Below are 25993 nucleotides of genomic sequence, written 5' to 3' on the forward strand. Positions count from 1 at the left end.
TTTCGGGGTGCGGGACGCCCGACATTGATTTGCGTCAACCTTACGGTGGTTCCGACCTGGGAAGCTGGTTTCAGGACCGTCTGGAAAGGAGGTCGGGATGCAAGGCTATCGGGACCGGGTCGAGGCCGGGAAGGCAGTGGCCGATCTTGTGGCGCGTCACGACTACAGCCGCCCCGTCGTCCTGGCCCTGCCGCGCGGTGGCGTGCCGGTCGCGGCCGAGGTCGCCCGCGTCCTCGGGGCACCCCTCGATCTCGTCATGGTGCGGAAGATCGGCGTGCCTTCGCAGCCGGAACTTGCCGCTGCTGCCGTGGTTGACGGCGCCCGGCCCGAGCTCGTGGTGAACGACGAGATCGCGCGCCATGCCGGCCTGTCGCGCGCTGATCTCGACCGGCTGGCGGAGGGGCAGCTCGAAGTGATCCGAAGGCGGCGGCAGACCTATCTCAAGGACCGCAAGCACGTCGACCTGAAGGACCGCACGGCAATCGTTGTCGATGACGGCATTGCCACGGGCGCGACGATGCGCGCGGCCCTCAAGGCGGTCCGCCGGCAAGGCCCGGCGCGTGTCGTCCTCGCGGTGCCGGTCGCGGCGCCGGATTCGCTGGCTGCGTTGCGAGGCGAGGTCGATGACATCATCTGTCCGACCGTCCCAGCCTTCCTCGGCGCGATCGGGGCGTTCTACCAGCGGTTCGATCAGACTTCTGACGACGAGGTGATCCGGCTCCTGGCGGCGGCACCGCCGTCGGATGAGCCCTAGCGAGCAGCGGCGATGGCCCCGCCGGCGATGGTCTGTGCGGCGGCCTGTTCGTCACGTCACTGCCACTGCCCTGCGAGGGCGCCGAGAATATCGGCACGGCTCACCTGTCCGACAAGGCGCCCCTCGGCGAGAACGGGAAACCGGCGGAACGGGCTTGCCAGGAAGGCTTCGGCGGCGTCGACGATGTCCATCCCGGCCTCAAGTGTCTTCACGTCCCGGCTCATGTAATCCGCGACGCTGTCGCCCCAGTTCTGGTAGTAGCAGGTATTCAGCGCGGCCCGGAGGCAATCCTTCTTCGACAGGACGCCGACCAGCGCGCCGCCCGCATCCACGACCGGCGCCCCCGAGATGCGGCGGTCGAGGAGAATGTGCAGCGCCTTGTTGATCTCCATCTCGGGCGCGAGCGTGATCAGGTCGCGTGCCATGCAGTCGCTGACTTTCGGCCGGTCGATCATCGGCTTGATCCTTTGCGCTTGCGGCAACCGAAGCAGGCCGCGCCGGGGACACAGGCCAGCCCGCCGCAGGACCCCGCCGGCGCCTTGCGACCGAAGAAGAGGCCGAGCCCGAGACCGGCAAGCGCGAGGGCGAGGATGAGGAACGTCAGGATGAAGGTGGCCATCAGAGCCTCCTAAATTTCGACATGATCGGCGAAGGCGCCGGTCATGATCTCTCGGATATCGCTGCCGTCCTCAGCGAGGAAGAGTGCGGCGACATCCTGGGTTTCGGCAAGCGCCGGGCCGGCCTCCGGCCCCATGACCAGAAGTGCCGTGGCAAGGGCATCGGCCGTCTCCGCGTCGGCGGCGAGCACGGAAACGGAGGCAAGCCCCGGCGCCACGGGCCGGGCGGTGCGCGGGTCGATGATGTGGTTGAGACGGGGGCTCGCGAAGCCATTGGCGCTCAGGCCGGAAGTCGCGAGCGCCAGCCTGCCGGGGCGTACGATGCGCTGGGCTGTAGCGGGATTGGTTCCGGGGCGCTCGATCGCCACCAGCCAGTCCCGCCCCTCCGGATGGTGGCCGGACGCGATGACCTCGCCGCCAAGCTCGATCAGCGCGTCGCGATGTCCGAGGGCTGCCAACGCCGCCGCGATGCGGTCAAGCGCGTACCCTTTCGCGATGCCGCACAGGTCCAGCGTCGTCGCGGGGTGAGACTTGCGGATCGCCGCCCCCCGCACCGCGAGCCCGTCGGCATCGCCGAAAACGCCGCGGATCGGACCGAAGCCGAAGCGCCCTACGGCCGGACCGACGGTCGGGTCGAATGCCCCGCCGGTGCGTGCCCGCATCCTGAGCGCGGCGTCGAGCACCCGGCAAAGCGAGCCCGCGACCGGAACCCAGTCGGTCCCGCGTTCCTCGTTGAACCGGGAAAGGTCGGCGTCGGCCCGGTAAGGTGACATCGCCGCATCGACGGCCTCGGTCTCGGCCATGATCGCGCGGGTTGCCGCAGCCTTGTCCGCCGTCGCCGGTAGAACCACGTGCCAACTGCTGCCAAAGGCCGGTCCGGCGATCCGTGCCGGTCCGGCCTCGGCCGCGCGGGCCGTCATGCAGGCGGCAATCCCCGTGGCCAGGACATCTCGTCGGGTCATGTGCATGGTTCAGGCTCCGAAATCGTCATTGAAGATGTCGCCATCGTCGATGCCGGCGTCGGCGAGGCTTGCCAGAACCGCCTTGATCATCAGCGGAGGGCCACACAGGTAATATTCGCAGGTTTCGGGGGCAGGGTGGGCGTTCAGAAACCGGTCTTCCACCACGCGATGGATGAAGCCGGTGGCCCGGCTCCAGTTGTCGTCGGGGCGTGGATCGGACAGTGCCACGGTCCAGCGGAAGTTCGGATGCGCCGCCGCCAAGGCGTCGAACTCCTCGGCATAGAATATCTCGCCTCGGTTGCGCGCGCCGTACCAGAAGCTGATCCGGCGCGCAGTCCCGACCCGTTCGAGCTGATCGAGAATGATCGCGCGGAGCGGCGCCATGCCGACCCCACCGCCGATGAAGACCATCTCGCGATCGGAATCGCGAGCCCGGAAGCTGCCGAACGGGCCGGAAACCTCAAGCGCGTCGCCCGGACGCACGCCGAAGAGATAGGAGGAGACGATGCCGGGCGGCACGTCGGACAAATGTGGCGGCGGCAAAGCGAGCCGGATGTTGAAGACCAGCCGCCCGGCCTCGGAATCCTCGATGCGGTTGGAGATCGAATAGGCGCGGGCTTCCTGCTTCGCGCTCGATGCGGAAAGCGGCCGCACCGGTCCCCAGGCGCGCGCATGGCCGGCCGGCACATCGAGATCGGCGAAGGCCATCCGGTAGGGTGGCGCCGTGATCTGGAAGAAGCTGCCCGCCGGAAGCGCCGGCCGGGGGCCATCGGGAAGCTGCAATACAAGCTCTCGGATAAAGGGCGTGAGAAAGCGCGCCGAGTGCACGGTGCATGTCAGGCTTTCGGCGCCGATCAGGTCGTCCGGCAGGTTGACGGCGATGTCGTCCCGGAGCGTGACCTGACAAGCCAGCCGCAGCCCCGCCCGAAGTTCCGCCCGGGTCAGCCGCGACGCCTCGGTGGGCAGGGCGGCGGCGCCGCCCCCGGTCACCGTGACCCGGCAAAGTCCGCAAGTGCCCGCCCCGGCACAGGCGGAGGGGATCAGGACTCCGCCATTGCTCAACGCGCTCAGCAGACGGTCGCCGGTCCGTGCCGCGATATTTTCGCGCCCGTTGATGGTGATCGCGACCGCCCGCGAGGGCATCAGCGCCCGCCGTGCGCCCATCACCGCAAGGGTCAGGATCAGGACGATCGCCGTCAGAAGCGCGCTGCCAAGAACGATCTCGGTCATGGCGCGCCCCCTCCGGCCAAGGCGGAAAGGCCTAGGGACATGAGCCCGGTGACAAGGAACGCACTCCCGAGACCCTGCAACCCCGCAGGCATGTCGCTGTAGCGCAGTCGTTCCCGGATCGCGGCAAAACCGACGATGGCGATCGCCCAGCCTGTTCCGCTGCCGAAGCCGTAAACGATGGATTCGGCGAAATCGTATTTTCGTTCGACCATGAAGAGGCTGCCGCCGAGGATCGCGCAGTTGACCGTGATCAGCGGCAGAAAGATCCCGAGCGCGCGGTAGAGCCGTTGCGCATACCGGTCGAGCACCATTTCGAGGATCTGCACCACCGCAGCGATTACGCCGATGAAGGCGACGAGCTTCAGAAAGCTCAGATCGACGTCGGGCAGCCCGGCCCAACCCCAGGCGCCTTCGATCAGCAGGTAGGTGTTGATGAGGTAGTTGAGGGGCACCGTCAGCGTCTGCACCACGATTACCGCGAGCCCGAGCCCCGCTGCCGTCTCGACACGCCGCGATACGGCGAGAAAGGTGCAAATCCCCAGGAAGAACGAGAGCGCGAGATTTTCCTGAAAGATCGACGTGAAGAGGAGATCGGTCATCGCTCCTCCTCCGCCGCGACGCGGAACTCGGGCGTTTCGGCCTGATCGGCCCGCAGGGTGCGGATCGCCCAGATGAGAAGGCCGAGGATGAAGAACGCCGCCGGCGCGCGCTGCATCAGCGCGAGCGGCTCGAACCAGCCGCCTTCAGCGACGGTCAACAGGATCGGTCGGCCAAGAAGCGTACCTGCCCCGAGGAGTTCGCGAAGTGTTCCGACGATGATCAGGATCATGCTGTAGCCGAGGCCATTCCCGAGCGCGTCGAAGAGGGTCGGCAAGGGCGGGTGCTTCATCGCGAAAGCTTCGGCGCGGCCCAGAACGACGCAGTTTGTCACGATGAGACCGACGAAGACCGAGAGCCGCTTGCTCATCTCGAATGCATAGGCCCTGAGGAGCCCGTCGATGAGGATCACGAGCGAGGCGACGATGGTGATCTGCACGATCAACCGGACCGCATGTGGGATGTGATTGCGGATGGTGCTGATGATGACGCCCGAAAGGCACAAAACCGCCGTCATCGCCGCCGCCATCGTGAATGCCGTCGCCAGTGTCGTCGTGACGGCGAGCGCCGAGCAGATGCCGAGGATCTGCAGGGTCACCGGGTTCTCGGCGACCAGCGGGCGGGTCAGGCGGTCAAGAAGGCCGGTCATCTCAGATCCCCTCGCGCTTCAGCCGGTCGAGGAACGGGCCGAAGCCCTCGGGGCCAAGCCAGAACGTCAGCATGTTGGTGACCCCGTTGCCGGTGCGGGTCGCGCCGGAAATGCCGTCGACCTCGTAGGGGCCTTCCGCCGGACCCTGCGCCACGCGGATCAGGATGCGGCCGTCCGCATCGGCGATCTTCTTGCCGGCCCAGAGGGCCTGCCAGGCGGGCTCTTCGATCCGGGCGCCGAGGCCGGGGGTTTCCCCCTGCTCGGTAATCGTCAGCGCGGCGACCGTGGTCAGGTCGGGTTCGAGCGCGAGCGAGCCGCGGATCAATGACTGGTACCCAAGGGCCGAGACCGGCAGGACGATGAGGTGCAGGTCGCCGTCGCGCTCCAGAAGGTAGACCGGGGCATGGGTGGCGATGCGTTTCAGGCTGGCGACGTCAGCTTCGGACGATAGCGCGATGCTGGTCGCGGGGTCCGCTGCCGCGGCTGCCGGGTCGAAACTCGCCGCATCTATGGTCGTGTCGAAACGTCCCGACGCGAGATCGACGATCCGGGTCTCCAGCGAGTCGATCCCTGCCTCGATCATCAGTTCGCGCATCGCCGGCAGCGCGTCGAGCATCGCGTCGAGACGGGCTTGCCGGTCGCGCTCGACATGCGCCTGCTGAAGCGGTTTCAACAGGACCGAGGCGGAGGAAACGACGAGCGCCGACGCGAGCGCGACGAGCAGCGTGACGCCAATGGCCTTGCGGGGATCGTCATTCGACAGCGCCAGAAAGCGGCGCCAGGGGCCGGGGCGGTCAGACATGGGCCCGCCTCCGCTTTCGTCGCCAGACATGGAAGAGCACCGCGACATGGTCGATCAGGGGCGCGGCGAGGCTTCCCAGAAGGGCTGCGGACACGACCGCGTTCATTGCCGTCCCGGTCAGCAGGCCGAACTGGATGGCCAGAAACCCGGCCAGCGCCCCCGTCAGCCAGCGGCCGGCCCTGGTCGTGGCCGTGGCCACGGGATCGGCGACAAGGAAGACGGCCCCGAAGAGCAGTGGCGCGGCCGTTTGCGGGTCGGGCAGGTCCAGATCCGGCAGAAGACTCGCGGCAGCGCCCGCCACGAGCCCGCCCAGTACGCGCCAGGGCAGGAGTCCGGTGGCGAGCAAGAGGCCGAGACCCGGAAGGGCCGCCAGTGCGACTGAAGGTTCGTTTCCGCCAAGCGCGGTGCCGGGAAAGGCGAAGATCAGGAATGCCCCTGACGCGACGGCGGCGTTGAGAAAGCCGAAACCGCGCCCGCCGAAGATCATCTCACCGATGACGACGCCGAAACTCGCCGCCAGCGCGACCTGCCAGAGCGGAACCGACGGTGGAACGATCACCGTCAGGATCAGCGCCGTGGTGACACCATGCCACGACAAGGGCAGGGCGCGGAGGATCGAGAATGCAAGCTCCCAGATCAGCGAGACCAGAAGCACCACCGCAAGGATCGGCAAGACGGCATTGCCGCGTTCGACGACCGCAGCGGCGACCGGAGGCAGGAGGGCTGCCGCCTGAAGTAGCGTCACCCGTGCCACGCCAGGCAGAGTGGGCGTCCGATCGCCGATATCACCGCTCACGCCGCGCTCTCCAACTCGTCCAGAACCCGGCGCAGGAGATGGCCGTAGTCCGACCCGCTCGTGCAGAGGCGTGTCAGCAGGGCCACGTCCTCCTCGATCAGATCCAGAGCGCCCAGCCGTTCCGCCGCCTCGACGTCGCCGATGCTGAGTGCCCGCATCAAGGGCACGACCGGGGCGTCGGTCGGCAAGGCGCGGTCCAGCGCGGCGAGCGGAATGATCGGTGCCGGTCGGGATCTCGGCAGGCTCCGTCCGAGGCGCGGGAGCCAGCGGGACTGCCCCGGCGGGGGCGATAGCGGCATGGCAGTGACGTGGTTGTGGTGCCGGCGGAGGAAGACGTCGTCGCAGCCGGGCATGGGCGCCCCGGAGTACAGGCGCACCGGCTTGGCATCACCCTCGGAAGAGGGAACGATGTCGCGCAGCTTTGCCCCGAGGAGGGTCGGAAAGGCCTCCGACGCCTCAAGGTCCGCGCGGCGGACCGAGACGACGCGCTCGCCCAGATAGTGACCGGTATTGAACAGGTGCCCGATGGCGATGACGTCCTGAAAGCAGATGCTCCAGACCGCGCCGCCCGGTCCGGGCGGGCGCAGACGGGCGATCTGATGGCCGACGAGGCCGGTTGGATAACCGGCGTCGAAAAAGGCGGTCCGCAGGCGGTCCCGACCGGGCCGGGCGATCTCCGCCCCTTTGGCTTGGCAGAGAAAGACCGGCCCTTCGGTCAGCTCCATCAGGATGTCGAGGCCCCGCTCGAAGTCATCAGGCCGGAGCGCGAGGATTGCCCCGGGGTCGGCCGCCCCTTGCGTGGCGTCGATGGCGTTGACGAAGATCGCCTCGGGGGTCGCCTCGGGGTCGGGAATGCGACCGAAGGGACGGCTGAGAAAGGCAGGCCAGAGGCCGTTTTCGAGAAGCGTGGCGCGCGCGCTACCCCCGTCAGGCCGTGCAATCGGAGCGGCGGGCAATTCCGCCCTGGGCTCGGGATCGCAGGACAGGATAACCGAGGACAGAACCCGGCGCGGCCCCCGCTCTAAAGAGGCCACGGTGCCGTCAACCGGCGATACGACGGCCAGAGACGGGCGTTTCGCGTCCGTGAAAAGCACCTGCCCGCAGCGCACATGCTCGCCTTCCGTCACAGCGAAAGCCGGATGCAAACCCGGATAGTCGGCGCCGAGGAGCGCCACAGTCGCAGGGCGGCGCATCGGGCCGATCCCTGCCGGCGATCCGCCAGGCCGCCGTCTCAAGAAGCTGATCCAACCGGTCATCAACACCCTCCGGCCCGCCCGCGTTTGCGCCGACCGTTCCTGCCGCATCCCAGCTTCGGCACAACCCCGGCATACCGCTTTGATCCGGATCAAAGCGCTCCACCTTGGCGATCGGCACGTTGCCGCAACCCTGACGGGTGGCTGGAGGGGAGATATGCATGTCGTTTTTCAAGGCTCCTCTGGCGGCAGGCTTCGTTGTCGGTGCCGTGCTCGGCGGAAGCGAGGTGCTGGCTCAATCGATGTTGACTGATACCGTCGAAGACTGGCTCGCGTCGCCCCATGCCAATCGCGCGTCGCCCGCATTCAAGCATTGGAACGAGGACGGGCAGGTTGCGCCGGAATGTGCCAATTGCCATTCGAGCGAAGGACTCGTCGATTTCCTCGGCGGTGACGGAAGCCCGGCGGGGGTGGTCGATCAACCCGTTGCGACCGGGCTCGCCATAGACGAAGTCGCCTGCCACAGCCGCGTGGCGGCTATCAGTATCCGGGCCAAAGCTATGCCGGACGTTTCGCACATGTGCCGGACTTCGCCGATTGCACGGGTTGCCACGACCCCCACCGGCTGACGGAGGCGACCGACGGATGCGCGGACTGTCACGGGCCGGTCGCGACTTATGCGGCAGAGATCGCGGGAACACCCATCGTCCACGCGCCGGATGCCTATCCCTACTTCTTCGTTGATGCGGACGGAGACGATCAGGCCGGTGCCGGCGAAATGATCTATCCCAACCGCTACCAAAGCTGGACGCCACGTCTCCTGAAGGCCGCTTACAACTATCAGTTCGTGGCCAAGGAGCCCGGCATTCACGTGCATAATCCGCGCTACGCCCAGCAGATCTTGATCGACAGTCTGGACGATCTCGCGAAAGCGGTGCCCGGCATCGCGAATCCTACGCCCGGCCCTGAAGCCCCTTGGGCACGATGCCGTGCTACAGGTCGCGCACCGCTAGTCAGCGGCCGGGATGCTGCCGAGCCGTCTGCGCACCGCAGGGTTGTCGCCCTGCGAAAGGATGTAGTGCCCAAGCCTGCGCGCCAGTTCGATGTGGCCGCTGTTCACCGCGCGCTCGAACAACTCGCGCTGGTAACGCGGAAACTCCCGACGCGCGCGGAGCAGCGTGTAGAATTCGAGGCGCGTCAGGGAGCCGGATAGGGCCCCGAGGATGATGGGCGACAAGATCCCCATCTGGTTGAGCGACGACCCGAGGCGATGGCCAAGGAGCGGGGCGCGAAGGTGTTGCACGTTGCCCTGCGAAAAGCGCGCCGCATGGGCCGCGTCGAGGGGTTCGTAAGGGTCGTAGAGGATATACACCCGACGGGCGGCCCGCGAGACCGCGGCCGCGTCCCCGTAGGGGCCGGAGAAATCGCGATCCCAGACGACTTTGTAGCGCGTTTCCCAAGGGACGAGGGACTTGTCGACCGTTGATTGGGGGCTGATCGCCACGACGTCGCATCCGGGGGCGGCCGGGCTGAAGGCACAGGCGGCGTAGCCCCCCATCGACGCGCCGTAGAACACGACACGCTCGAATTGATCGAAGAATCCGCTGTCGCGAAGTTCATCGAATTGCGACGCGACCCAAGGCTCGCGATACCACGTCCAGCCGCCCGCGAGGACGCCAAGCATCGACCAGTTCCGGGATTCGATCAGGGAATATCCCCAGGGCCGGCGATCATCGCGCTTGTTCATCGCGATGTCGAGATTGTCGAAGGTGACGACCAGAGTGCCCTTGCTGCGCGGGATGTAGAGGAAGGAATGCCCGGCCGGACCAGCCCGGTAGAACCCGTCACGCCCGGCGAGGTCCGTCGCGATCCTGTCCCAGCTTTCACTCGCGGCGGCGTTGTCAGGCGGCCTTGGCGAGACGACAACGCGGGTCACGTCCTTACCGCTCTCGACGCGATCCGCGATGACGTCATTGGTTCCGAACGGTTTGAGAAAGGGAAAGGCGCCCGATCCCTTGCGAATATCCATGAACAGGCGGCTGTCGGCATGAAGGCAGCGTTCAAGGAATGTCTTCAGACCGCGTATGTTGTGCCGATCGCCGAAGCCATTGAGATTGCAGAGCACGTCGACCGGGCGCATTTCCTTCTCGCTGCGGACGACGCGGATGCGTTCCCTGTCGACGCCGTGGTCTTCAAGAAACGCGATATAGGGCTCGATCCACGGCTGGGTCGGGTCTCCGAACTTTCCGTGACCGTTCACGTCGATCAGTGTGATGTCGCAATCGTACTTGTGGTGAAGCGCCAGGACGAAACCGCGTGCGGTACCGGTCAGGTCCGCGACCGAAGTTACCTCTTCCAGATCGACAGTATCGATGAGAGCGCCGTCAAAGACCGCCCGCCCACGCCCCTTGATCGGGGCAAGCTCCGGCCGGATGCCGTGGGCGCGGACGAGCCGGTCGAGGTATGAACCGGCGGGTGGCAACCCCGCATGGTGATTTCCGATCTGCTTCTTGTTCGAGGCCCAGAGATGAAGCGCGGTCGTGTCGTCGGTGAGAAGCGCCTCCACGATCGACGCGTCGCGCAGGAACTTCGCGCGGTCGCGGAACGTGATCGGGTAGAAGGCGTTGAGTGGCTGGACTCGCCCGGCAAGTCCAAGTTCATGCACGAAATGCGTGACCATCATCGGCCCCCAGACCCCCCAGGGCTGTTGGCTGACATGAACGGGCCTGCCGGCGTCGCGGGCCTTGCGCAGCCGGTCCTGCCGCCCGCGCGGCAGAAACGGCGCGATCGAGAAGCGATCCGAGGTGAATTCCAGCATCCGGGCCAGCATGTCGCTGTCCGCCGGCAGCCCGAGGACGGCGTTGTTCACCCGATGCTCGCCCGGCAATTCGAAACCCATCACGTAGTCATCGTCGTAATCCATCGGGCGATGGCAGTAGACATCCGTGTCGATCCAGATCATCCTCGGGCAGCGATGGATCATGTGCAGACGGAAGAGGTCGGCAAAAAGCGCGTAGCTGTCCTTCTGTTCGTATTTGATGAAGTCGTCGGTATCGAGGATCTCCCTCCCGTCGCGGCGGATGACGCCTGCCGGCACGTTGGGAATGTCCTCGTAGCTGAAAAGCGTGATGCGTTGCCCCTTGTCGACGAAAGACTTCAGGCAGACCTGCTCCATCCAGCTGAGCGGGCCGCCAATCCACAAGGTACCGACTTCACGTTCTCGCGCCATCCGGACGGCCCTGGTCCTTCATACTCATCATCGCCTGCGAGGTGCTACCTGCCGTGCGGAGCGTTCGTCGTGCATGCGCCCTTGACTGTTACACGAGGCTTGGTCGCACCGGCAACCGAAACGCACTGGCGGACGATCCGGCGACGTTGCCAATTCGCGCTATTCGACTACGGTAAGGTCAAGGCCAAGAACAGGCGCCACGGCCCCGCCACGGCCATGTCGTCAGGGGCGTGGTGCAGGCATGGGCGGATCTGATGCAACAAGCGGGGCCACGGGCGCGGTCCCAGATCCAGGATGACGGGGTCCGGTGGTTTTCGAGCATAAGTCCAGACTGAGCGCCCGACGCCTTTGCAGTGCCCGTATCGGTGACGCCACGCTGCTCGACGCCGTCGCGCGCGACGTGGAGGGCGGCGAGAGCGAGGTCACGCTGTTTTTCGCCACCGGCACGGATTCCGGGCGTGTGTCGCTTGCGTCGGACGGGGTTGTTGTCGCTACGGGCAATCTCAGCGGCGCGCCCTGGCTGACCGTCAGGGTTCCGCCGGGAGAGCGTTTGAGGATCGCCTGTGGCGACAGCGCGGCCGATGTCAGCTCCGCAAGAGATGAGGCCGCGGTTTTCGAGGGGGCAAACGCGTTCCTTGCCACGCGAAATGGCGAAAGCGCCGAAACCGTCTTGGCCTGGCTCGACTTCCACGCGACCTGCCACGGCGTGACTGGGGCGGTCATCATCGACCGGGCGCGGCCAGGCAGCGACCCGACGTTCGAAACGCTCCTTGCCGAGGGGCTTGACCGGGCAGAGCACGATTGCGCCGTCGTGGTCCTGAGTTGCGATCATCCTCTGGGGCGGAGCGATCTGCCCGCCGAAGCCCATCCCTTCTGCGTGGCCGAAGCCCCCGGCAAGGACCGCATGGAGGTGCCCCCGCCCGACCCGTGGTCATCGCCGCTTGGCCAACCGCTCGTCCATGAGATCGCGAAGGCCCGCTTTCTGTCCGAGGCGCGCGCGGTTGCGAACATCGATGTCTGCGACCTCCTGGCGCCTGCCCCGGACGTCAACGTCTTCGATCGGGCCGTGGCAGCGCAGGGCGGCGTGATCGCCTTGCTCGGCAGGCACTGCTATCCGTGGCGCATCCGGGAGAACCAGCCCATCCGGTTTGGCGACCACATTTGCGTGCAGTTCGATCACAAGATCCTCCGGCGGCGCTGGTGCCTCGCTCCGGCCAAGGCGCCTTCTGACGCGACCTGGCGGCTGGTGCGGATGGGCAACGCGCCGGTCGACGACGCCGATAGCGGGACGTTCTATCGCTGCATGTCGCTGCGGCATCCGGAGCGGTCGGTGTCCAGGATCGTTCCGAAATCCTCGCTGATCGAGCATCCGCCACTGATCGAGCTTTCCAAGCGCCATTTCGCACACAACCCGGTGCGAATGCCGGAGGTTCGGCCCGATACGCTCCCCGGGCATCGCGAACGGCGGGTTATCGTCACGACGATGAAGAACGAAGGCCCCTTCATCCTCGAATGGATCGCCTATCATCGTGCCGTCGGGTTCGACGACTTCCTCGTCTACACGAATGATTGCAGCGACGGCACCGACCGGATGCTCGACCTCCTGCAGACGCGCGGCATCGTGCAGCATCGGGATAATCCTTATTGTCAAAGCGGGCTTAAGCCGCAGCACGCGGCCCTACAGGCGGCCGACGGGGAGGCCGTCGTCAAGGACGCAACCTGGGTCGTCTGCATGGATGTCGATGAATACGTCAATGTCAGGACCGGGGCCGGTACGCTCGACGATCTCTTCGCGACGGTTCCGGATGCCAACATGATCTCGATGACCTGGCGGCTTTTCGGCAATTCCGACGTCCACGAGTTCCAGGACCGTTTCGTGACCGAGCAGTTCACCCGCTGCGCGCCGGAATTCGTCCGCAAGCCGCACCAGGCCTGGGGCTTCAAGACGCTCTACAAGAACATCGGTCTTTACAAGAAGCTGGGCGTGCACCGGCCGAAGGGCCTGAACCCGCAGCTCTGGCAGCACATTAACTGGGTGAACGGATCCGGAAAGCCTTTGCCGCGCGAGATGTACCGCAACGCGTGGCGATCGACGACGGAGACCTATGGCTACGACCTCGTGTCGCTCAACCACTATGCCGTGCGCTCGGCCGAGAGTTTCCTTGTCAAACGCGACCGCGGGCGCGTCAACCACGTCGACCGGGACCAAGGCCTGGCCTACTGGTTCCGCATGAACCACAACGTCGAGGACGACCTGTCGATCCAACGCGTACTGCCGGCCGCAAAGGCCGAGTTCGACCGCCTGATCGCCGACGAGGAGATCGCGGCCATGCACGCCCATTGCGTGAAGATGCACCGCGCGAAGATCGAAGAGCTTAGGGCGACGACGACCTATTCCAGTTTCTACGCCGACCTCACCGGCCCGCGCCTCGAAAAGCTGTCACGGCTCCTGCCGCATTTCGGCTCCAACGTCTTCCTCGCCGGGCCGGAAGCGATCCCCGACACGGTCCTGGAGCGCGACCCCGACGAGGATTTCTTCTTCACGGTCGAGCAGAGGAAAACCGCGCACTGACAGGGGCGCAAGGACTGGGCGAGGGAGAGGGATGAGGCGCATCCGCCGCTGCCCGCACCCATCATATGACAGCAGACGCCATGTGCGCGCCGTCTTCGCGGCTTGCCAACACCGGTCCGCCGAACTATCCACACAAGGAAGACAGGGCTTTCTCGGCGCCAAATCCAGTCGCCCCACGGTGACCATGCGGCCCAAGTCCGTCAGGCCTCGTAGCTCAGGGGATAGAGCGACCGCCTCCTAAGCGGTAGGTCATAGGTTCGAATCCTATCGGGGCCGCCACCTTTCTTGGCCATCGCCGCAAGGCTCTGCTAGGCTTTGCTCCGGGAGGTGCACGGCCATGCGCAAGCTACAGGTTCAGGGGGTCCACCACATCACGCTGATGGGGGCCGACCGCCAGACGTCGATCGACTTCTGGGAGGGGCTGCTCGGGATGCCTTTCGTCTTCGATCAACCGAACCTCGACAATCCCGGCGAGGGGCATCTCTATTTCGACCCCGGCGACGGGCGACTCATCACCGTATTCACAAACGAGGATCGGGCGGCCGATCCGAAGCCGAAACGCCCGGTGGCGGGAGAGGTGCATCACCTCGCGCTGTCCGTTTCGAGGGCGGTCTTTTCGCAGACGGTCCAGCGGCTCGACGAGCGCGGGATCAGCCATTCCGGGGTCAAGGATCGCGGCTTCATGGATTCGATCTATTTCCGCGATCCGATGGGATTCCTGATCGAACTGGCGAGCTACCGGTTCGACCCGCCCTTCGGATCGAGCCATGCCGACGTCCTTTTCGAGGCGCATCTGATCCGGGTCGAACGCGGCGATTATGCCATCGCCGAGGTCCATGTCGCGGACGCCATCGAGCGGCTGATCGCCCGGGGGCAGCGGTCGTTGTCCGAGGATCGTGGCCCGAAGGATCCCTACCGGGGCTGACCATGATCGCGCTCTGGCAGTATGACCCGCGCCGACATAGTCTGCGGCGACAGGATCGGCGGGCACGGGGCGATGAGAGCAGCAGAGCGGCGGATCGGGGTTCTGGATTTGGCGCGCGGCCTCGCGCTTGTCGCGATGGCGAGCTTTCACCTGACCTACGACCTTCAGTTGTTCGGCTTTTTGCCGCACGGGACGATTGCGACCTGGCCGCTTTGGCTCTATGCCCGATTGATCGCGGGCAGTTTCATTTTCCTCGCCGGCGTCGGTCTTTGGCTTGGCCACGGCCGGGGCATCCGCTGGGGCCCGTTCTGGCGGCGTTTCGCCAGGATCGCGGCGGGCGCCATGCTGGTGACGGTGGCGACTTTCCTTGTAGATCGAAGCTCTTACGTTTTTTTCGGGATACTGCATTCCATCGCCGTCTCAAGCCTGATCGGGCTTGCCTTCCTGCGCGTCCCCGCTGCCTTGACGGCGCTGGCCGGCTGCCTGGCGATCATCGCCCCGCATGTCCTGACCAGCGGGGCGTTCGACGCTGCCCTGCTCGGCTGGCTGGGGCTGGCGAGCTACGGTATCCGTTCGGTGGATTTCGAGCCGACCTTTCCGTGGGTCGCACCGTTCCTCTTCGGCATTGCCGCGGCGAAGGTGGCCGGGCGGCGCGGGCTTTGGGGATCACTGCGGGCCTTGCGGCCGAAAGGGCCGGCTTTCCCGGTCCTGGCATGGGCAGGCCGCCACAGCCTGCCGATCTATCTTCTGCATCAGCCGATTCTCTTCGGCCTTGTCTGGGCGGCGGCACGCCTGAACGCCGCCTGACCAGGCGGTTCAGCTGTAATCGACCGCCCGGTCGCCGCTGGCGTCCTTCACTCGCGTCGGCAGGCCGATGCGGTTCAGAAGGCTGATGAAGGGTTTGGGGTCGAGATCCTCGACATTGACCATGCGACCGACATCCCATGCCCCCTTCGCGATCAGGATCGCGGCGGCGACTGGCGGCACCCCGGCGGTGTAGGAGATGCCTTGCGAGCCCACCTCCTCATACGCCTCCTTGTGGTCGGCGACGTTGTAGATGAAGACCTCGGCCGGTTTGCCGTCCTTCGTGCCCTTCACCAGATCGCCGATGCAGGTCTTGCCGGTATAGCCGGGGGCGAGGCTTGCCGGATCGGGCAGCACGGCCTTGACCACCTTCAGCGGCACGACCTCCAGCCCCTCCGCCGTCATCACGGGCTGTTCCGACAGCAGGCCGATGGATTTCAGTACCGTGAAGACGTTGATGTAGTGATCGCCGAAGCCCATCCAGAAGCGTACGTCGGCATGCGGATAGCGATTGGCCAGCGAATGCACCTCGTCATGGCCCGACATATAGGCCTTCTGCTTGCCGACGACGGGCAGGTACCATTCGCGGCCGACCTCGAACATCTTGTTCTCGCGCCACTCGCCGCCCTGCCAGGAATAGACCGTGCCGGTGAACTCGCGGAAATTGATCTCCGGGTCGAAGTTGGTCGCGAAATACTTGCCATGCGACCCGGCATTGATATCGACGATGTCGATTTCGCTGATCGTGTCGAGGAATTGATCCTCGGCCAGCCGGGCATAGGCGTTCACGACGCCGGGGTCGAAGCCGACGCCAAGAATCGCGGTCACGCCCGCCTTCTCGCAGGCCTCGCGCTTCTTCCATTCGTAGTTCGCGTACCAGGGCGGGGTTTCGCAGACCTTGTCGGGTTCCTCATGGATCGCGGTGTCCATATAGGCCACGCCCGTGGCGATGCAGGCGTCCAGCACCGACATGTTCACATAGGGCGTGCCGACGTTGATCACGATCTGGCTGCCGGTTGCGCGGATCAGGTCCGCGACCGCGCCGGTGTCCTTGGCATCCAGCGCATGCGCCTCGAACCTGCCCGCGACCTTCATCGCGCCTTTCTCGTGAACGCTCGCGATGATCTCGTCGCATTTCGATTTCGTCCGGCTGGCGATATGCAGATCGCCCAGCACGTCGTTGTGCTGCGCGCATTTGTGCGCCACGACCTGCGCGACGCCGCCGGCGCCGACGATGAGCACGTTCTTTTTCACTTCGGCTGTCTCCTTATTCTCAGGACAGGGGAAGGGGAGCGTGTAACACGCTCACGACAGGCTCGAGGAATAGTCCTCGTAGCCAAATTCACGGACAACGCGGATGGAGCCGTCAAGATCCCTGATGGCGATGGCGGGCATGTTGACGCCGTTGAACCAGTTCTTCTTGACCATCGTGTATCCGGCGGCATCGGCAACCGAGATGCGGTCGCCGACACTCAGCGGACGCTCGAAGCGCGCATCTCCGAAGATGTCGCCGGCAAGGCAGGACTTTCCGCAGATCTGGTACTCGTGCGCACCGCTTTGCGGCAGCTTCGCCTTTTCGCGGTAGATCAGCAGGTCGAGCATGTGCGCCTCGATCGAGCTGTCGACGATGGCGAGGTCCTTGCCGTTGTTCAGAAGATCGAGCACGCTGACCTCCAACGAGGTCGAATTGGTGATCGCCGCCTCGCCCGGTTCCAGATAGACCTGCACGCCGAACTTTTCGGAGAACGCCTTCAGCCGCGCGGCCAGATCGTCGACCGGGTAGCCCTCGCCGGTGAAGTGGATGCCGCCGCCGAGGCTAACCCATGTCACCTTCTCCAGAAGCGGTGCGAATTCGGCCTCGATCCGGCCAAGCTGCTGGTCGAAGAGGTCGAAGTCGCGGTTCTCGCAATTGTAATGGATCATGAAGCCGGAGATGCGGTCGATCACCTCCGCGATCTTCGCGGCGTCCCATTCGCCGAGGCGCGAGAAAGGCCGGGCGGGGTCGGCGAGATCGAAGCCGGAGGTCGAGAAGCGCGGGTTCAGCCGCAGGCCGCGCTGGATAGAGGCTGACTGGTTGTCGAAGCGTTCGAGCTGGCCGATGGAGTTGAAGATGATCTTGTCGGCGTAGGACACCGCCTCGGCGATCTCGTGATCGGCCCAGGCGACGGAATAGGCGTGGGTTTCCTTGCCGAACTTCTCGCGGCCGAGGCGCAGTTCATAGAGCGAGGAGGAGGTCGTGCCGTCCATGTGGTCGCGCATCAGGTCGAAGGCCGACCAGGTGGCGAAGCACTTAAGCGCAAGCAGGGCCTTGGCGCCGGATCCGGCGCGGAGCCGGTCAATAACGTCCATGTTGCGAAGCAACTTCGCCGCGTCGATGAGATAGAAGGGTGTCTGGATCATCGGGCGCCCCCCACCGGCAAAACGAGGCGTCGGTATAGAGGCCGGACCCCTCCGACGCAAGGCCGGTCAGAGCATCCGGATCGCATCCTTGTCGACCGAAAGCATGTAGCCGCGCCGGGCGATGTTCTTGACCAGAAGCTCTGCCACCATCTGGTTGCCGAGCGCGTCGCGCAGCCGTTTGATCCGCATGGCGCCCGACGCCTCGTCGCAATCGGCGGCGTTCTTGCCCGAGATCACCGACTCGATCTCAGCCCCCGAAAGGATGTCATCGTCCATCCGCGCCTCGGCAAGGACGGAGAGCGTCTCGATCGCGGCGGCGGTCAGCTTGAACTCCATGTTGTTCAGCACCACGGCATTCTCGGCCCGGCTGATGAGGAGGGAGGAGACCTGGATTCCCTGACGCTCGATCTCGCCCATGCGCTTGTTGAGCGCGACGATCATCACGAGGAAGACGAGCGCGGCGATCAGCAGCGCCGTCGAGAAAACGAGAAGCACGAAGATGACCATGCGGTAGCTGGTCAGAACCTCGGAAAAGGTGGTTCCGGACTGGGCGAGGATTTCCAGAAGCTTGATCTGGTCACCGGTCGTCAGCGCGTCGTTCTCGATGAAGATGCGCTCGACGCGGGCGTTGAAGGCATTGGCGTCCGGCAGCGAGAGGAAGAGCAGGATCGCGGCAAGCGCGAGGATCGCGACGATGGCGGCGATGCCCCAGAGGACGACGCGGTTGCCGGCGCGCAAGGCCTCGGTCGTGAGGGAAGTCGGTTCGGCCACGTCTGTCGTCCCGGTGCGGTTATCCGCCGCCAAGGATGGAGACAATGGCCAGAAGCGTCCAGCCCTGCTTTGCGAGGCGGGGCTTGAGGGCGGCGGCGGCGGCCTCTTTCGAGGCGCAGGCGCTGTCGGGAAGCTCGACCGTGCCGAAGTCGAGCTTCAAGGGGTTGTCGCGCTTGGCCTTGTATTCGACACGGCAAGCCGCGTCGGCGGTGCCGGCGGCGAGTGCGGCGACAAGCGCCAGGAGGGGGAGGGTGATGCGTTTCATGGTGCAGCCACCCTGCGGCGCGCGGTGCGGCTAGGCAATAACAAAGGCGGTGTGGCAGGGCGTTATCGCATAGCCGGGCGGGGTTATTGCTTGCGGAGGACCGGCGGCGGCAGGGTCGGGTCATGAGATTGGCGGGCCAGTACCCGCACGTTCATCCGAAGAGGAGACGCAGAATGAAAAGCCGCATCATTGCCACCGTGACCGCTGCCGCCCTTGCCCTGACGACCGCCATGGCCTCGCCCGTCGAGGCCGCCGACCGCGACAAGAAAGTGCTGACGTTGCTGTTGGGGGCGGCCGCGGTCGGGCTCCTGATCAACGAGGCGAACAAGAACAAGAAGCGCAAGGCCGCGCCGGTGACGCAAGCGCACGACAATTACCGTTACGGCTATGACTACGACGATCACGGCAAGAAGCGGCGCGATCATGACCGCCGCCGCCACGTGACGATCCCGCCGCAATGCGTCTTCTCGATCCGCGGGACGCGCGGCGAGCGAGAGGTCGTCTCGGGCCGCTGCATCGAGGAAGTCGGGTATGCCCGGCGGTTGCCGCAGAATTGCGCGTTCGACATCAACAGCGGCTGGGGCCCGCGCACCGTCTACGGCCTGCGTTGTCTTCAGGAGAACGGGTTCCGGATCGCCCGGGCGCACTGAACCGAGGTTCGAGCAGGCGGCGCGGCTTCCCCTAATCGCCCGCGCCGCGCCTTGGGGCGGGTGCCAAAGGCATCCGCCCTCTTTTTTGTTTACATGGAAATCCGGAAGAACGGCAATCTTGGGGTTGCCGGCCGTGCGGTTTCGCGCAAGGTGGCGCGATGACCACAGGACCTGATTTCAGTTTCGAACGCGCGGCGTTTGCCCGTGGGCAGGCGCGTGTCGCCGGAACCGACGAGGTCGGGCGGGGTCCGCTTTGCGGCCCGGTTGTGGCGGCGGCCGTGCGGCTCGACCCCGAGCGCATCCCTGCGGGGCTCGATGATTCCAAGAAGCTGTCAGTACGTCGGCGCGAAGCGCTCTGCGCAGAGATCCTCGCGGCGGCGGACGTGTCGGTCGCCGAAGCGAGCGTGGAAGAGATCGACAGGCTCAACATCCTGTACGCGAGCCATCTTGCCATGTGTCGCGCAGTGGCGGGGCTGGCGTTTCGGCCCGATCACGTTCTGGTCGATGGCAACCGCATTCCCCCCGGGCTGGGCATCGGTGCCGAAGCCGTTGTGAAGGGCGATGCGCGGTCGCTGTCGATCGCGGCGGCCTCCATCGTCGCCAAGGTGTGGCGTGATCGCATCATGGTGGATTTGGCGCAACAGCATCCCGGCTACGGCTGGGAAAGAAACGCCGGATATCCGACCATGGATCATCTGGAAGCGCTCCGAAATCTCGGTCCGACCCCTCATCATAGACGTTCGTTCAAGCCGGTCCACAACATCTTGTGCCAAGCAAAAACCATAAGCTCTTGATTCAAAAAAGAATTTGACGGCGAATCGCTCCTGACTCATCTTTGGGTCAACGAGAACGGCACAAATGCCGGGGATGAGGCAGCGATGACGAAGACCATGACGAAGGGGGCCACGGGGCTTCCGCTCAACCAGATTCTGTCCGGCGACTGTATCGAAGTGATGCGCTCGCTACCGGCTGAAAGCGTCGATCTGATCTTCGCCGACCCGCCCTACAACCTCCAGCTCAGGGGCGATCTGCACCGTCCGGACAATTCCAAGGTCGACGCGGTGGATGACGCCTGGGACCAGTTCGCGAGCTTCGGTGCCTATGACACGTTCACCCGCGACTGGCTTTCGGCCGCGCACCGGCTTTTGAAGCCGAACGGCGCGATCTGGGTCATCGGCTCCTACCATAATGTCTTCCGCATGGGGGCGGAGTTGCAGAACCAGGGGTTCTGGATCCTCAACGACGTGGTCTGGCGGAAGTCGAACCCGATGCCGAATTTCCGCGGCAAGCGTTTCACCAATGCGCATGAGACTCTGATCTGGGCGTCGAAGTCCGAAGGCGGCAAGTACACGTTCAACTACGAGGCGCTGAAGGCCCTGAACGACGGCGTGCAGATGCGTTCTGACTGGGTCATCCCGCTTTGCACCGGGCATGAGCGGCTGAAGGACGAGGCCGGCGACAAGGCGCATCCGACGCAGAAGCCAGAGGCCCTTCTGCACCGGGTGCTGGTCGGCACGACCAATCCGGGCGACGTGGTGCTCGATCCGTTCTTCGGCACGGGCACGACCGGTGCCGTCGCCAAGATGCTGGGACGCGAATTCATCGGGATCGAGCGCGAGGCCGCCTATCGTGACGCCGCCGCGAAGCGCATCGACAAGGTCCGCAAGTTTGACCGCGCGGCGCTGGAGACGACGACGTCGAAGCGCGCCGAACCGCGTGTGCCGTTCGGGCAGGTCGTGGAGCGCGGCATGCTGAGGCCGGGCGAAGAGCTTTATTCGATCGGCAACCGTTTCAAGGCCAAGGTCCGCGCCGACGGCACGTTGATCGGGAATGACGTCAAGGGCTCCATTCACCAGGTCGGCGCCCATCTGGAAGGCGCGCCGTCCTGCAACGGCTGGACCTACTGGCATTTCAAGCGCGACGGGAAGCTCGTCTCCATCGACATCCTGCGCCAGCAGATCCGCGCCGAAATGGATGAAGGCCGCCCGAACTGACCCAAGTTTACCGCCGGTGCCTGTGGCCTAACCACGGCACGAACTTCCCCCGCCGGATTGCACCCCCGGCGGGGATTTTTTTATTGGCGGTGGCGTTGAGGTGGGCCAGGCAGAGCTAACTCGCCCCCTTCGGCATCGGCAGATTGCCGGTGTTGTAGTCGCGCCAGTCGGTGATGTCGGGATAATATGCCTTCCGCCACGCGCGCACGCGGGGGTTCATCCGCCGCCGCCAGAGCGGCGGGATCATGGCGAGCGCGGTCATGGCGGGATACCCGAAGGGCAGTTGCGGGGCCTCGTCCGCCGAGTAGGTCTGAAGAAGCGGGAAGCGCCTGTCGGGCTTGTAGTGGTGGTCCGAATGACGCTGGAGGTTGATGAGCATCCAGTTCGTCACCTTGTGGTCGGCGTTCCACGAATGACGGGGCAGGACATGCTCGTACTTCCCGCCGCCAAGGTGGCGGCGTGTCAGCCCGTAATGCTCGACGTAATTCACAAGCTCCAGCTGCCAGATCGCGACGAAAGCCTGCCAGACGAACAGCCCGAGCCCGACCCAGCCGCCAAGCGCCAGGGCGAGCCCGAGCGCCGCGAGCTGAAGCGCCGCGTAGCGCCAGAACGGGTTCGAGGCGTGCCGGGGCGCGCGTCCGGCGCGGGCGAGCAGCTGCCGCTCCGCCCGCCAAGCGGAGCCGGGGCCTTCGGTGAGGACACGGAAGAACGCCCGGTGGAAGCCTTCGTTGTAGCGGGCCGTCACCGCATCGCGGGGGGTGCCGACATAGCGGTGATGCACAAGAAGGTGCTCGGTGCGGAAGTGGCTGTAAAGCACGGTTGCGAGCAAAAGGTCACCAAGCCAGCGTTCGACACGGTTCTTCTGGTGCATCAACTCGTGCGAATAGGTGATCCCGACGGAGCCGGAAATGACACCGACGCCGAAGAAGAGCACGATCTTTTCCCAGGCGGCGAGGTGATTAGTATGGGTCACATACCAGATCAGGCCGTAAAGCGTGACCGCCTGGATCGGGAACCAGATCAGGGTGATCAGCCGATACCAGAAAAGGCCGCGCTCTGGCGTGCCGGTATCGGGATTGTCGTGGTTGAGACCGAGGATGGCGTCGAGGATTGTCGTTATCACCCAGCCGTAGATCGGCAAGAGCCAGACCGTCCATCCGCCCTGAAGCGCACCGATAACGGCGAGCGGGACCAGTGCCAGCGACAGCCAGAACGGCAGCGCCGCGCCAATGCGGGAGAAGGGGGCCGACTCTGGCATAGCATAATCCGGAACGTCGATTGCCGCCGAAGTCTAGCCCCGCCGCCGCGCGGGCTCAATCGTCGGGGAACGTCGCCGCCGCCACGTCATAGACCTTGCGCATGAGCGTCGGCAGGTCAGACGGGCGGAAATCCCCGCGCGGAAGGAAGATGCCGGATCCGGGCAACGGGGTGGCGGGCAGTTCCGCCGTCATGACCGAGAGAATAAGATGGAAATGCGTGAATGTGTGGCGCACATCGCCGGGCACGCTTTGCCAGTCCGCGTCGGCCGGCGGCGTGTGGGCTGGCGGTTCCACGGCCCATGCGGTGCCGGGCCAGCCCAGCATGCCGCCGAGAAGCCCCCGCTCGGGCCGGCGTTCTAGGAGGACGGCGCCATCTGCCCGCCGGCCGACATAGGCGATGCCGTGCCGGACGGGTTTGACCTTTTTCGGGGCCTTGCGAGGCAGGTCCACGGCGATACCTTGCCTCACGGCCTTGCAGGTGGGGCGCAGCGGGCAGAGGCCGCAGGCCGGATTTCTCGGGGTGCAGATCGTGGCGCCGAGATCCATCATCGCCTGAGCGTGGTCGCCCGGTCGTCCGGCCGGCGTCAGCCGGGCGGCAAGAGCCGTCAGTTCGGGCTTGGCGGCGGGGAGTTCCGTCTCGACCGCGAAAAGCCGGGCGACGACGCGTTCGACGTTGCCGTCGACGACCGTCGCCGGTTCGCCATGGGCGATCGCCGCGATCGCGGCGGCGGTGTAGGGGCCGACACCGGGCAGCGCCAAAAGCCCCTCGCGACCGTCCGGAAAGCGCCCGCCGTGGTCTGCCACGACCGCCCGGGCGCATTTCAGAAGGTTGCGGGCGCGGGCGTAATAGCCGAGCCCCGCCCATTCGGCCATCACTTCGCCGTCTTCGGCCGCCGCCAGCGCGCGGACATCCGGCCAGCGCTCCGTGAAGCGGCGGAAATAGTCGCGGACGGCGGCGACCGTGGTCTGTTGCAACATGATTTCAGAGAGCCAGACCCGATAGGGGTCGGGTCTAACACCGGCACGCCGCTCATCCGGCCCTACGCGCCACGGCAGGACCCGGGCGTACCGATCGTACCAGTCGAGAAGGGCCGGGCCGATTTCATCGTCACGCAATCTTTATGTCTCCGTCATCCGCAATCCGGTGGGCAAGCTCCCTCTGCCCGCATAAGATAGAGGGTGAGACGGGAAAGGACAGGGATGAGCGTCACGCCATCTGAACCGAAACGCCGCAGGCGTGGATTCGAGCCCGCGGCGGGTCTTCTGAAAGACCGCATTCGCGAAGCCGGCGAATCGCGCGGCTTCGCGGTGGCGCGGCTTCTGACCCATTGGGCCGAGGTTGTGGGTGACGACATCGCCGCGATGGCCCGCCCTGTGAAGGTCGGGTATGGCCGCGAAGGCTTCGGGGCGACGCTGACGCTTCTGACCACCGGCGCAGCGGCGCCCGTCCTTCAGATGCAGTTGCCGAAGATCCGCGACAAGGTGAATGCCTGCTACGGCTATAACGCCATATCGCGGGTGGTGATCACCCAGACGGCGCCGGTGGGCTTTGCCGAAGGGCAGGTGGCCTTTGCGCCGGCCCCGCGCGCCGCTCCGCCCGCGCCCGATCCCGTAATCCGTCGCCAGGCCGAAACGTTGTCCGGCGAGGTGCAGGACGAGGCGCTGAGGCGGGCGCTTGAAGCTTTGGGCGAAAAGGTCTTATCTCGCCCCGGACCGAAGAAAGGCTGACCTCATGTCGAAGACGTTTTTCATTGCCGGCGCGGTCGCGCTGGTTGCCGCCGGCGGCGCGTTCTGGATGAGCCGCAGCGGGCCAGCCCTGCCGCCGGCCCTGTCGGTCGCGGCAGAGGCGCAGGAAGCCACCGCATCGTCGGAGGCGGCGCTGGTTCCCGACATGGTGATGGGCCAGGCCGAGGCTCCGGTCGAGGTGATCGAATATGCCTCCTTCACCTGCCCGCATTGCGCGCATTTCCACGATACGGTGCTTGACGATCTGAAGAAGAACTACATCGACACCGGCAAGGTCCGCTTCGTCTACCGCGAGGTCTATTTCGACAAGTTCGGGCTCTGGGCCGGGATGGTGGCGCGCTGCGGCGGGCCCGAGAAGTATTTCGGCATTTCCGACATGCTCTACGACACGCAGAAGGACTGGCTCGCCCCTGGCGAGGCAGCCGGGATCGCCGACAACCTGCGCAAGATCGGGCTCAAGGCCGGGCTGGATGCGGACAAGGTCGATGCCTGCATGAAGGACAACGACATGGCCAAGGCGATGGTCGCGACCTATCAGGCCAACGCCACGAAGGACGAGATCAACTCGACCCCGTCCTTCGTGATCGACGGGCAGAAGTACTCCAACATGTCCTACGAGGATTTCGCCAAGATCCTCGACGAGAAGCTGGCGAACTGAGCTGATGACACCACTAGCCGGGTTGAAGGTCGTCGAACTGGCGCGCATTCTGGCTGGCCCCTGGGCTGGCCAGACGCTTGCCGATCTCGGGGCAGAAGTGATCAAGGTCGAGGCGCCCGAAGGCGACGACACCCGGCGCTGGGGGCCGCCCTTCATCGAACGGGAGGGCGACAGGTCCGCTGCCTATTTCCATTCCTGCAATCGCGGCAAGAAGTCGGTGACGGCCGATTTCCGGACCGAAGAAGGGCAGGCCTTCGTCCGCGACCTCGTGAAGGATGCAGACATCCTCATTGAAAACTTCAAGGTCGGCGGGTTGGCGAAATACGGGCTTGATTACCAGAGCCTGCGCAAGGTGAACCCGCGGCTGATCTACTGCTCGATCACCGGCTTCGGCCAGACCGGGCCTTACGCCCACCGGGCAGGATACGATTACATCATTCAAGGCATGTCGGGCCTGATGAGCGTGACGGGCGAACCGAACGGCCAGCCGCAGAAGGTGGGTGTCGCGGTCACGGACATCTTCACCGGCGTCTATGCGACGACCGCGATCCTTGCTGCGGTGCATCAGCGGGGCGTCACGGGTGAAGGGCAGCATGTCGACATGGCGCTTTTCGACGTGGCGACAAGCGTGATGGCCAACCAGGCGATGAACTACCTCGCCTCCGGCATCGCCCCGATGCGGATGGGGAATGCGCATCCGAATATCGTGCCCTATTCGGTCTTCGATTGCGCCGACGGCTGGATCATCATCGCGACGGGGAACGACGGGCAATATCGCCGCCTTTGCATGGTGCTGGGATTGGAGGCACTGGCCGAGGCGCCGGACTATCTGACCAATGCCGACCGGATCGCCAACCGGGCCGCGCTGGCCGAGACGATCACGTCGAAGACGCGGACATGGAGCAAGTCCGACCTTCTCGCCGCCTGCGAGGCCGAGGGTGTGCCCGCCGGGCCGATCAACGACATGGGCGAGGTCTTCGCCGATCCGCAGATCGTCGCACGCGGGATGCGTGTGGAACTGGACGGCGTGCCGGGCGTGCGGTCGCCTTTCACGTTCTCGGGCGCCGACCTCGCCTTGACCCGGCCGTCGCCGAAGCTCGGCGGGGACAACGCCGGATAG

At 65.5% G+C, this 25993-nt stretch carries 27 protein-coding genes and 1 tRNA gene; 12 read left to right on the forward strand and 16 right to left on the reverse strand.

Annotation, left to right across the window (positions count from 1 at the left end):
- The first annotated feature begins 97 nt into the window (after positions 1-97).
- Complete coding sequence (locus tag V5734_RS02520; protein WP_347311960.1) at positions 98-754, forward strand: phosphoribosyltransferase; 657 nt, start codon at positions 98-100, stop codon at positions 752-754.
- 56 nt (positions 755-810) lie between these two features.
- Here the strand turns inward: V5734_RS02520 and V5734_RS02525 are convergent, their stop codons facing one another.
- Genes V5734_RS02525 through V5734_RS02565 form a run of 9 tightly spaced genes read right to left on the reverse strand, consistent with a single transcriptional unit; the run spans position 811 to position 7663 of the window.
- A complete protein-coding gene (locus tag V5734_RS02525) occupies positions 811-1209 on the reverse strand; it encodes a CBS domain-containing protein (RefSeq protein WP_347311961.1) in 399 nt (132 codons plus the stop codon).
- The gene (locus tag V5734_RS02530) at positions 1206-1373 is read right to left on the reverse strand and encodes a hypothetical protein (RefSeq protein ID WP_347311962.1); all 168 of its coding nucleotides are present in this window, start codon (positions 1371-1373) and stop codon (positions 1206-1208) included. Before V5734_RS02530 ends, V5734_RS02525 begins: the two co-directional genes overlap by 4 nt.
- 9 nt (positions 1374-1382) lie before the next feature.
- Positions 1383-2339 (reverse strand): FAD:protein FMN transferase, encoded by a 957-nt coding sequence (locus V5734_RS02535; protein ID WP_347311963.1) that lies wholly within the window; start codon positions 2337-2339, stop codon positions 1383-1385.
- A 3-nt stretch (positions 2340-2342) separates the two neighbouring features.
- Positions 2343-3563, reverse strand: a complete 1221-nt coding sequence (gene nqrF, locus V5734_RS02540; RefSeq protein WP_347311964.1) for an NADH:ubiquinone reductase (Na(+)-transporting) subunit F — start codon at positions 3561-3563, stop codon at positions 2343-2345.
- The gene (nqrE, locus tag V5734_RS02545) at positions 3560-4162 is read right to left on the reverse strand and encodes an NADH:ubiquinone reductase (Na(+)-transporting) subunit E (protein WP_347311965.1); all 603 of its coding nucleotides are present in this window, start codon (positions 4160-4162) and stop codon (positions 3560-3562) included. The genes nqrF and nqrE overlap by 4 nt, the downstream gene beginning before the upstream one ends.
- The gene (locus V5734_RS02550) at positions 4159-4809 is read right to left on the reverse strand and encodes an NADH:ubiquinone reductase (Na(+)-transporting) subunit D (RefSeq protein WP_347311966.1); all 651 of its coding nucleotides are present in this window, start codon (positions 4807-4809) and stop codon (positions 4159-4161) included. Before V5734_RS02550 ends, nqrE begins: the two co-directional genes overlap by 4 nt.
- Before the next feature lies 1 nt (position 4810).
- Positions 4811-5611, reverse strand: a complete 801-nt coding sequence (nqrC, locus tag V5734_RS02555; RefSeq protein WP_347311967.1) for an NADH:ubiquinone reductase (Na(+)-transporting) subunit C — start codon at positions 5609-5611, stop codon at positions 4811-4813.
- Positions 5604-6407: an RnfABCDGE type electron transport complex subunit D gene (locus V5734_RS02560; protein ID WP_347311968.1), complete on the reverse strand. Its 804-nt coding sequence runs from the start codon at positions 6405-6407 to the stop codon at positions 5604-5606. The genes nqrC and V5734_RS02560 overlap by 8 nt, the downstream gene beginning before the upstream one ends.
- Positions 6404-7663, reverse strand: a complete 1260-nt coding sequence (locus V5734_RS02565) for a hypothetical protein (RefSeq protein WP_347311969.1) — start codon at positions 7661-7663, stop codon at positions 6404-6406. The genes V5734_RS02560 and V5734_RS02565 overlap by 4 nt, the downstream gene beginning before the upstream one ends.
- A gap of 158 nt (positions 7664-7821) precedes the next feature.
- Between V5734_RS02565 and V5734_RS02570 the strand changes: the two genes are divergently transcribed.
- Positions 7822-8229 carry a hypothetical protein gene (locus V5734_RS02570; protein ID WP_347311970.1) on the forward strand — a complete coding sequence of 136 codons (408 nt, stop codon included), beginning with the start codon at positions 7822-7824 and terminating at the stop codon, positions 8227-8229.
- 380 nt (positions 8230-8609) lie between these two features.
- On the opposite strand, the gene V5734_RS02575 is transcribed toward V5734_RS02570, so the two are convergent.
- The gene (locus tag V5734_RS02575; RefSeq protein WP_347311971.1) at positions 8610-10829 is read right to left on the reverse strand and encodes a hypothetical protein; all 2220 of its coding nucleotides are present in this window, start codon (positions 10827-10829) and stop codon (positions 8610-8612) included.
- 307 nt (positions 10830-11136) lie between these two features.
- Here V5734_RS02575 and V5734_RS02580 point away from each other — a divergent pair, with 307 nt between their 5' ends.
- The 4 genes from V5734_RS02580 (at position 11137) to V5734_RS02595 (ending at position 15133) form a co-directional block, all read left to right on the forward strand.
- Positions 11137-13401, forward strand: coding sequence for a glycosyltransferase family 2 protein (locus V5734_RS02580; RefSeq protein WP_347311972.1), 2265 nt, complete (start codon positions 11137-11139; stop codon positions 13399-13401).
- Between the two features lie 203 nt (positions 13402-13604).
- Positions 13605-13680: transfer RNA gene (locus tag V5734_RS02585), tRNA-Arg, on the forward strand.
- 58 nt (positions 13681-13738) lie between these two features.
- Complete coding sequence (locus tag V5734_RS02590) at positions 13739-14326, forward strand: VOC family protein (protein ID WP_347311973.1); 588 nt, start codon at positions 13739-13741, stop codon at positions 14324-14326.
- Between the two features lie 72 nt (positions 14327-14398).
- Positions 14399-15133, forward strand: a complete 735-nt coding sequence (locus V5734_RS02595; RefSeq protein WP_347311974.1) for a heparan-alpha-glucosaminide N-acetyltransferase — start codon at positions 14399-14401, stop codon at positions 15131-15133.
- Positions 15134-15142: 9 nt separating this feature from the next.
- On the opposite strand, the gene V5734_RS02600 is transcribed toward V5734_RS02595, so the two are convergent.
- The 4 genes from V5734_RS02600 to V5734_RS02615 all read right to left on the reverse strand — a co-directional run bounded on the left by V5734_RS02600 (position 15143) and on the right by V5734_RS02615 (position 18566).
- Complete coding sequence (locus V5734_RS02600; RefSeq protein WP_347311975.1) at positions 15143-16384, reverse strand: saccharopine dehydrogenase family protein; 1242 nt, start codon at positions 16382-16384, stop codon at positions 15143-15145.
- A 51-nt stretch (positions 16385-16435) separates the two neighbouring features.
- Entirely contained in the window at positions 16436-17530 is a 1095-nt protein-coding gene (locus V5734_RS02605; protein ID WP_347311976.1) for a carboxynorspermidine decarboxylase, read from the reverse strand.
- A 66-nt stretch (positions 17531-17596) separates the two neighbouring features.
- Positions 17597-18301 (reverse strand): winged helix-turn-helix domain-containing protein, encoded by a 705-nt coding sequence (locus V5734_RS02610; protein ID WP_347311977.1) that lies wholly within the window; start codon positions 18299-18301, stop codon positions 17597-17599.
- Between the two features lie 19 nt (positions 18302-18320).
- The gene (locus V5734_RS02615; RefSeq protein WP_347311978.1) at positions 18321-18566 is read right to left on the reverse strand and encodes a hypothetical protein; all 246 of its coding nucleotides are present in this window, start codon (positions 18564-18566) and stop codon (positions 18321-18323) included.
- Between the two features lie 173 nt (positions 18567-18739).
- Here V5734_RS02615 and V5734_RS02620 point away from each other — a divergent pair, with 173 nt between their 5' ends.
- From V5734_RS02620 to V5734_RS02630, 3 genes are all read left to right on the forward strand, one after another.
- The gene (locus V5734_RS02620) at positions 18740-19216 is read left to right on the forward strand and encodes a hypothetical protein (RefSeq protein WP_347311979.1); all 477 of its coding nucleotides are present in this window, start codon (positions 18740-18742) and stop codon (positions 19214-19216) included.
- 158 nt (positions 19217-19374) lie between these two features.
- A complete protein-coding gene (locus V5734_RS02625; RefSeq protein WP_347311980.1) occupies positions 19375-20010 on the forward strand; it encodes a ribonuclease HII in 636 nt (211 codons plus the stop codon).
- An 84-nt stretch (positions 20011-20094) separates the two neighbouring features.
- Positions 20095-21210 (forward strand): site-specific DNA-methyltransferase, encoded by a 1116-nt coding sequence (locus V5734_RS02630; protein WP_347311981.1) that lies wholly within the window; start codon positions 20095-20097, stop codon positions 21208-21210.
- A gap of 115 nt (positions 21211-21325) precedes the next feature.
- Here V5734_RS02630 and V5734_RS02635 read toward each other — a convergent pair whose 3' ends face one another.
- Both V5734_RS02635 and mutY read right to left on the reverse strand, forming a co-directional pair.
- Positions 21326-22468: an alkane 1-monooxygenase gene (locus tag V5734_RS02635; RefSeq protein WP_347311982.1), complete on the reverse strand. Its 1143-nt coding sequence runs from the start codon at positions 22466-22468 to the stop codon at positions 21326-21328.
- 55 nt (positions 22469-22523) lie between these two features.
- Positions 22524-23585 (reverse strand): A/G-specific adenine glycosylase, encoded by a 1062-nt coding sequence (gene mutY, locus V5734_RS02640; protein ID WP_347311983.1) that lies wholly within the window; start codon positions 23583-23585, stop codon positions 22524-22526.
- Positions 23586-23669: 84 nt separating this feature from the next.
- On the opposite strand from mutY, the gene V5734_RS02645 reads away from it, so the two are divergent.
- The 3 genes from V5734_RS02645 to V5734_RS02655 are packed head-to-tail and all read left to right on the forward strand — an operon-like array spanning position 23670 to position 25993.
- A complete protein-coding gene (locus tag V5734_RS02645) occupies positions 23670-24197 on the forward strand; it encodes a DUF721 domain-containing protein (RefSeq protein ID WP_347311984.1) in 528 nt (175 codons plus the stop codon).
- Between the two features lie 4 nt (positions 24198-24201).
- Positions 24202-24873 (forward strand): DsbA family protein, encoded by a 672-nt coding sequence (locus V5734_RS02650; RefSeq protein WP_347311985.1) that lies wholly within the window; start codon positions 24202-24204, stop codon positions 24871-24873.
- 1 nt (position 24874) lies between these two features.
- Positions 24875-25993 carry a CaiB/BaiF CoA transferase family protein gene (locus V5734_RS02655; protein WP_347313561.1) on the forward strand — a complete coding sequence of 373 codons (1119 nt, stop codon included), beginning with the start codon at positions 24875-24877 and terminating at the stop codon, positions 25991-25993.

It is taken from the genome of Defluviimonas sp. SAOS-178_SWC (assembly GCF_039830135.1).
In the GTDB taxonomy this organism is placed as follows: domain Bacteria; phylum Pseudomonadota; class Alphaproteobacteria; order Rhodobacterales; family Rhodobacteraceae; genus Albidovulum.

What these genes read in the sequence shown, in the direction of transcription:
- V5734_RS02630 (WP_347311981.1), top strand. Translation starts at nt 20,095, where the DNA reads ATGACGAAGACCATGACGAAGGGGGCCACGGGGCTTCCGCTCAACCAG.
- V5734_RS02625 (WP_347311980.1), top strand. Translation starts at nt 19,375, where the DNA reads ATGACCACAGGACCTGATTTCAGTTTCGAACGCGCGGCGTTTGCCCGT.
- V5734_RS02520 (WP_347311960.1), top strand. Translation starts at nt 98, where the DNA reads ATGCAAGGCTATCGGGACCGGGTCGAGGCCGGGAAGGCAGTGGCCGAT.
- V5734_RS02550 (WP_347311966.1), bottom strand. Translation starts at nt 4,809, where the DNA reads ATGACCGGCCTTCTTGACCGCCTGACCCGCCCGCTGGTCGCCGAGAAC.
- V5734_RS02530 (WP_347311962.1), bottom strand. Translation starts at nt 1,373, where the DNA reads ATGGCCACCTTCATCCTGACGTTCCTCATCCTCGCCCTCGCGCTTGCC.
- V5734_RS02565 (WP_347311969.1), bottom strand. Translation starts at nt 7,663, where the DNA reads ATGACCGGTTGGATCAGCTTCTTGAGACGGCGGCCTGGCGGATCGCCG.
- nqrE (WP_347311965.1), bottom strand. Translation starts at nt 4,162, where the DNA reads ATGACCGATCTCCTCTTCACGTCGATCTTTCAGGAAAATCTCGCGCTC.
- V5734_RS02525 (WP_347311961.1), bottom strand. Translation starts at nt 1,209, where the DNA reads ATGATCGACCGGCCGAAAGTCAGCGACTGCATGGCACGCGACCTGATC.
- V5734_RS02635 (WP_347311982.1), bottom strand. Translation starts at nt 22,468, where the DNA reads ATGCCAGAGTCGGCCCCCTTCTCCCGCATTGGCGCGGCGCTGCCGTTC.
- V5734_RS02645 (WP_347311984.1), top strand. Translation starts at nt 23,670, where the DNA reads ATGAGCGTCACGCCATCTGAACCGAAACGCCGCAGGCGTGGATTCGAG.
- V5734_RS02570 (WP_347311970.1), top strand. Translation starts at nt 7,822, where the DNA reads ATGTCGTTTTTCAAGGCTCCTCTGGCGGCAGGCTTCGTTGTCGGTGCC.
- V5734_RS02590 (WP_347311973.1), top strand. Translation starts at nt 13,739, where the DNA reads ATGCGCAAGCTACAGGTTCAGGGGGTCCACCACATCACGCTGATGGGG.
- V5734_RS02535 (WP_347311963.1), bottom strand. Translation starts at nt 2,339, where the DNA reads ATGCACATGACCCGACGAGATGTCCTGGCCACGGGGATTGCCGCCTGC.
- V5734_RS02595 (WP_347311974.1), top strand. Translation starts at nt 14,399, where the DNA reads ATGAGAGCAGCAGAGCGGCGGATCGGGGTTCTGGATTTGGCGCGCGGC.
- nqrF (WP_347311964.1), bottom strand. Translation starts at nt 3,563, where the DNA reads ATGACCGAGATCGTTCTTGGCAGCGCGCTTCTGACGGCGATCGTCCTG.
- nqrC (WP_347311967.1), bottom strand. Translation starts at nt 5,611, where the DNA reads ATGTCTGACCGCCCCGGCCCCTGGCGCCGCTTTCTGGCGCTGTCGAAT.
- V5734_RS02605 (WP_347311976.1), bottom strand. Translation starts at nt 17,530, where the DNA reads ATGATCCAGACACCCTTCTATCTCATCGACGCGGCGAAGTTGCTTCGC.
- V5734_RS02615 (WP_347311978.1), bottom strand. Translation starts at nt 18,566, where the DNA reads ATGAAACGCATCACCCTCCCCCTCCTGGCGCTTGTCGCCGCACTCGCC.
- V5734_RS02620 (WP_347311979.1), top strand. Translation starts at nt 18,740, where the DNA reads ATGAAAAGCCGCATCATTGCCACCGTGACCGCTGCCGCCCTTGCCCTG.
- V5734_RS02575 (WP_347311971.1), bottom strand. Translation starts at nt 10,829, where the DNA reads ATGGCGCGAGAACGTGAAGTCGGTACCTTGTGGATTGGCGGCCCGCTC.
- V5734_RS02650 (WP_347311985.1), top strand. Translation starts at nt 24,202, where the DNA reads ATGTCGAAGACGTTTTTCATTGCCGGCGCGGTCGCGCTGGTTGCCGCC.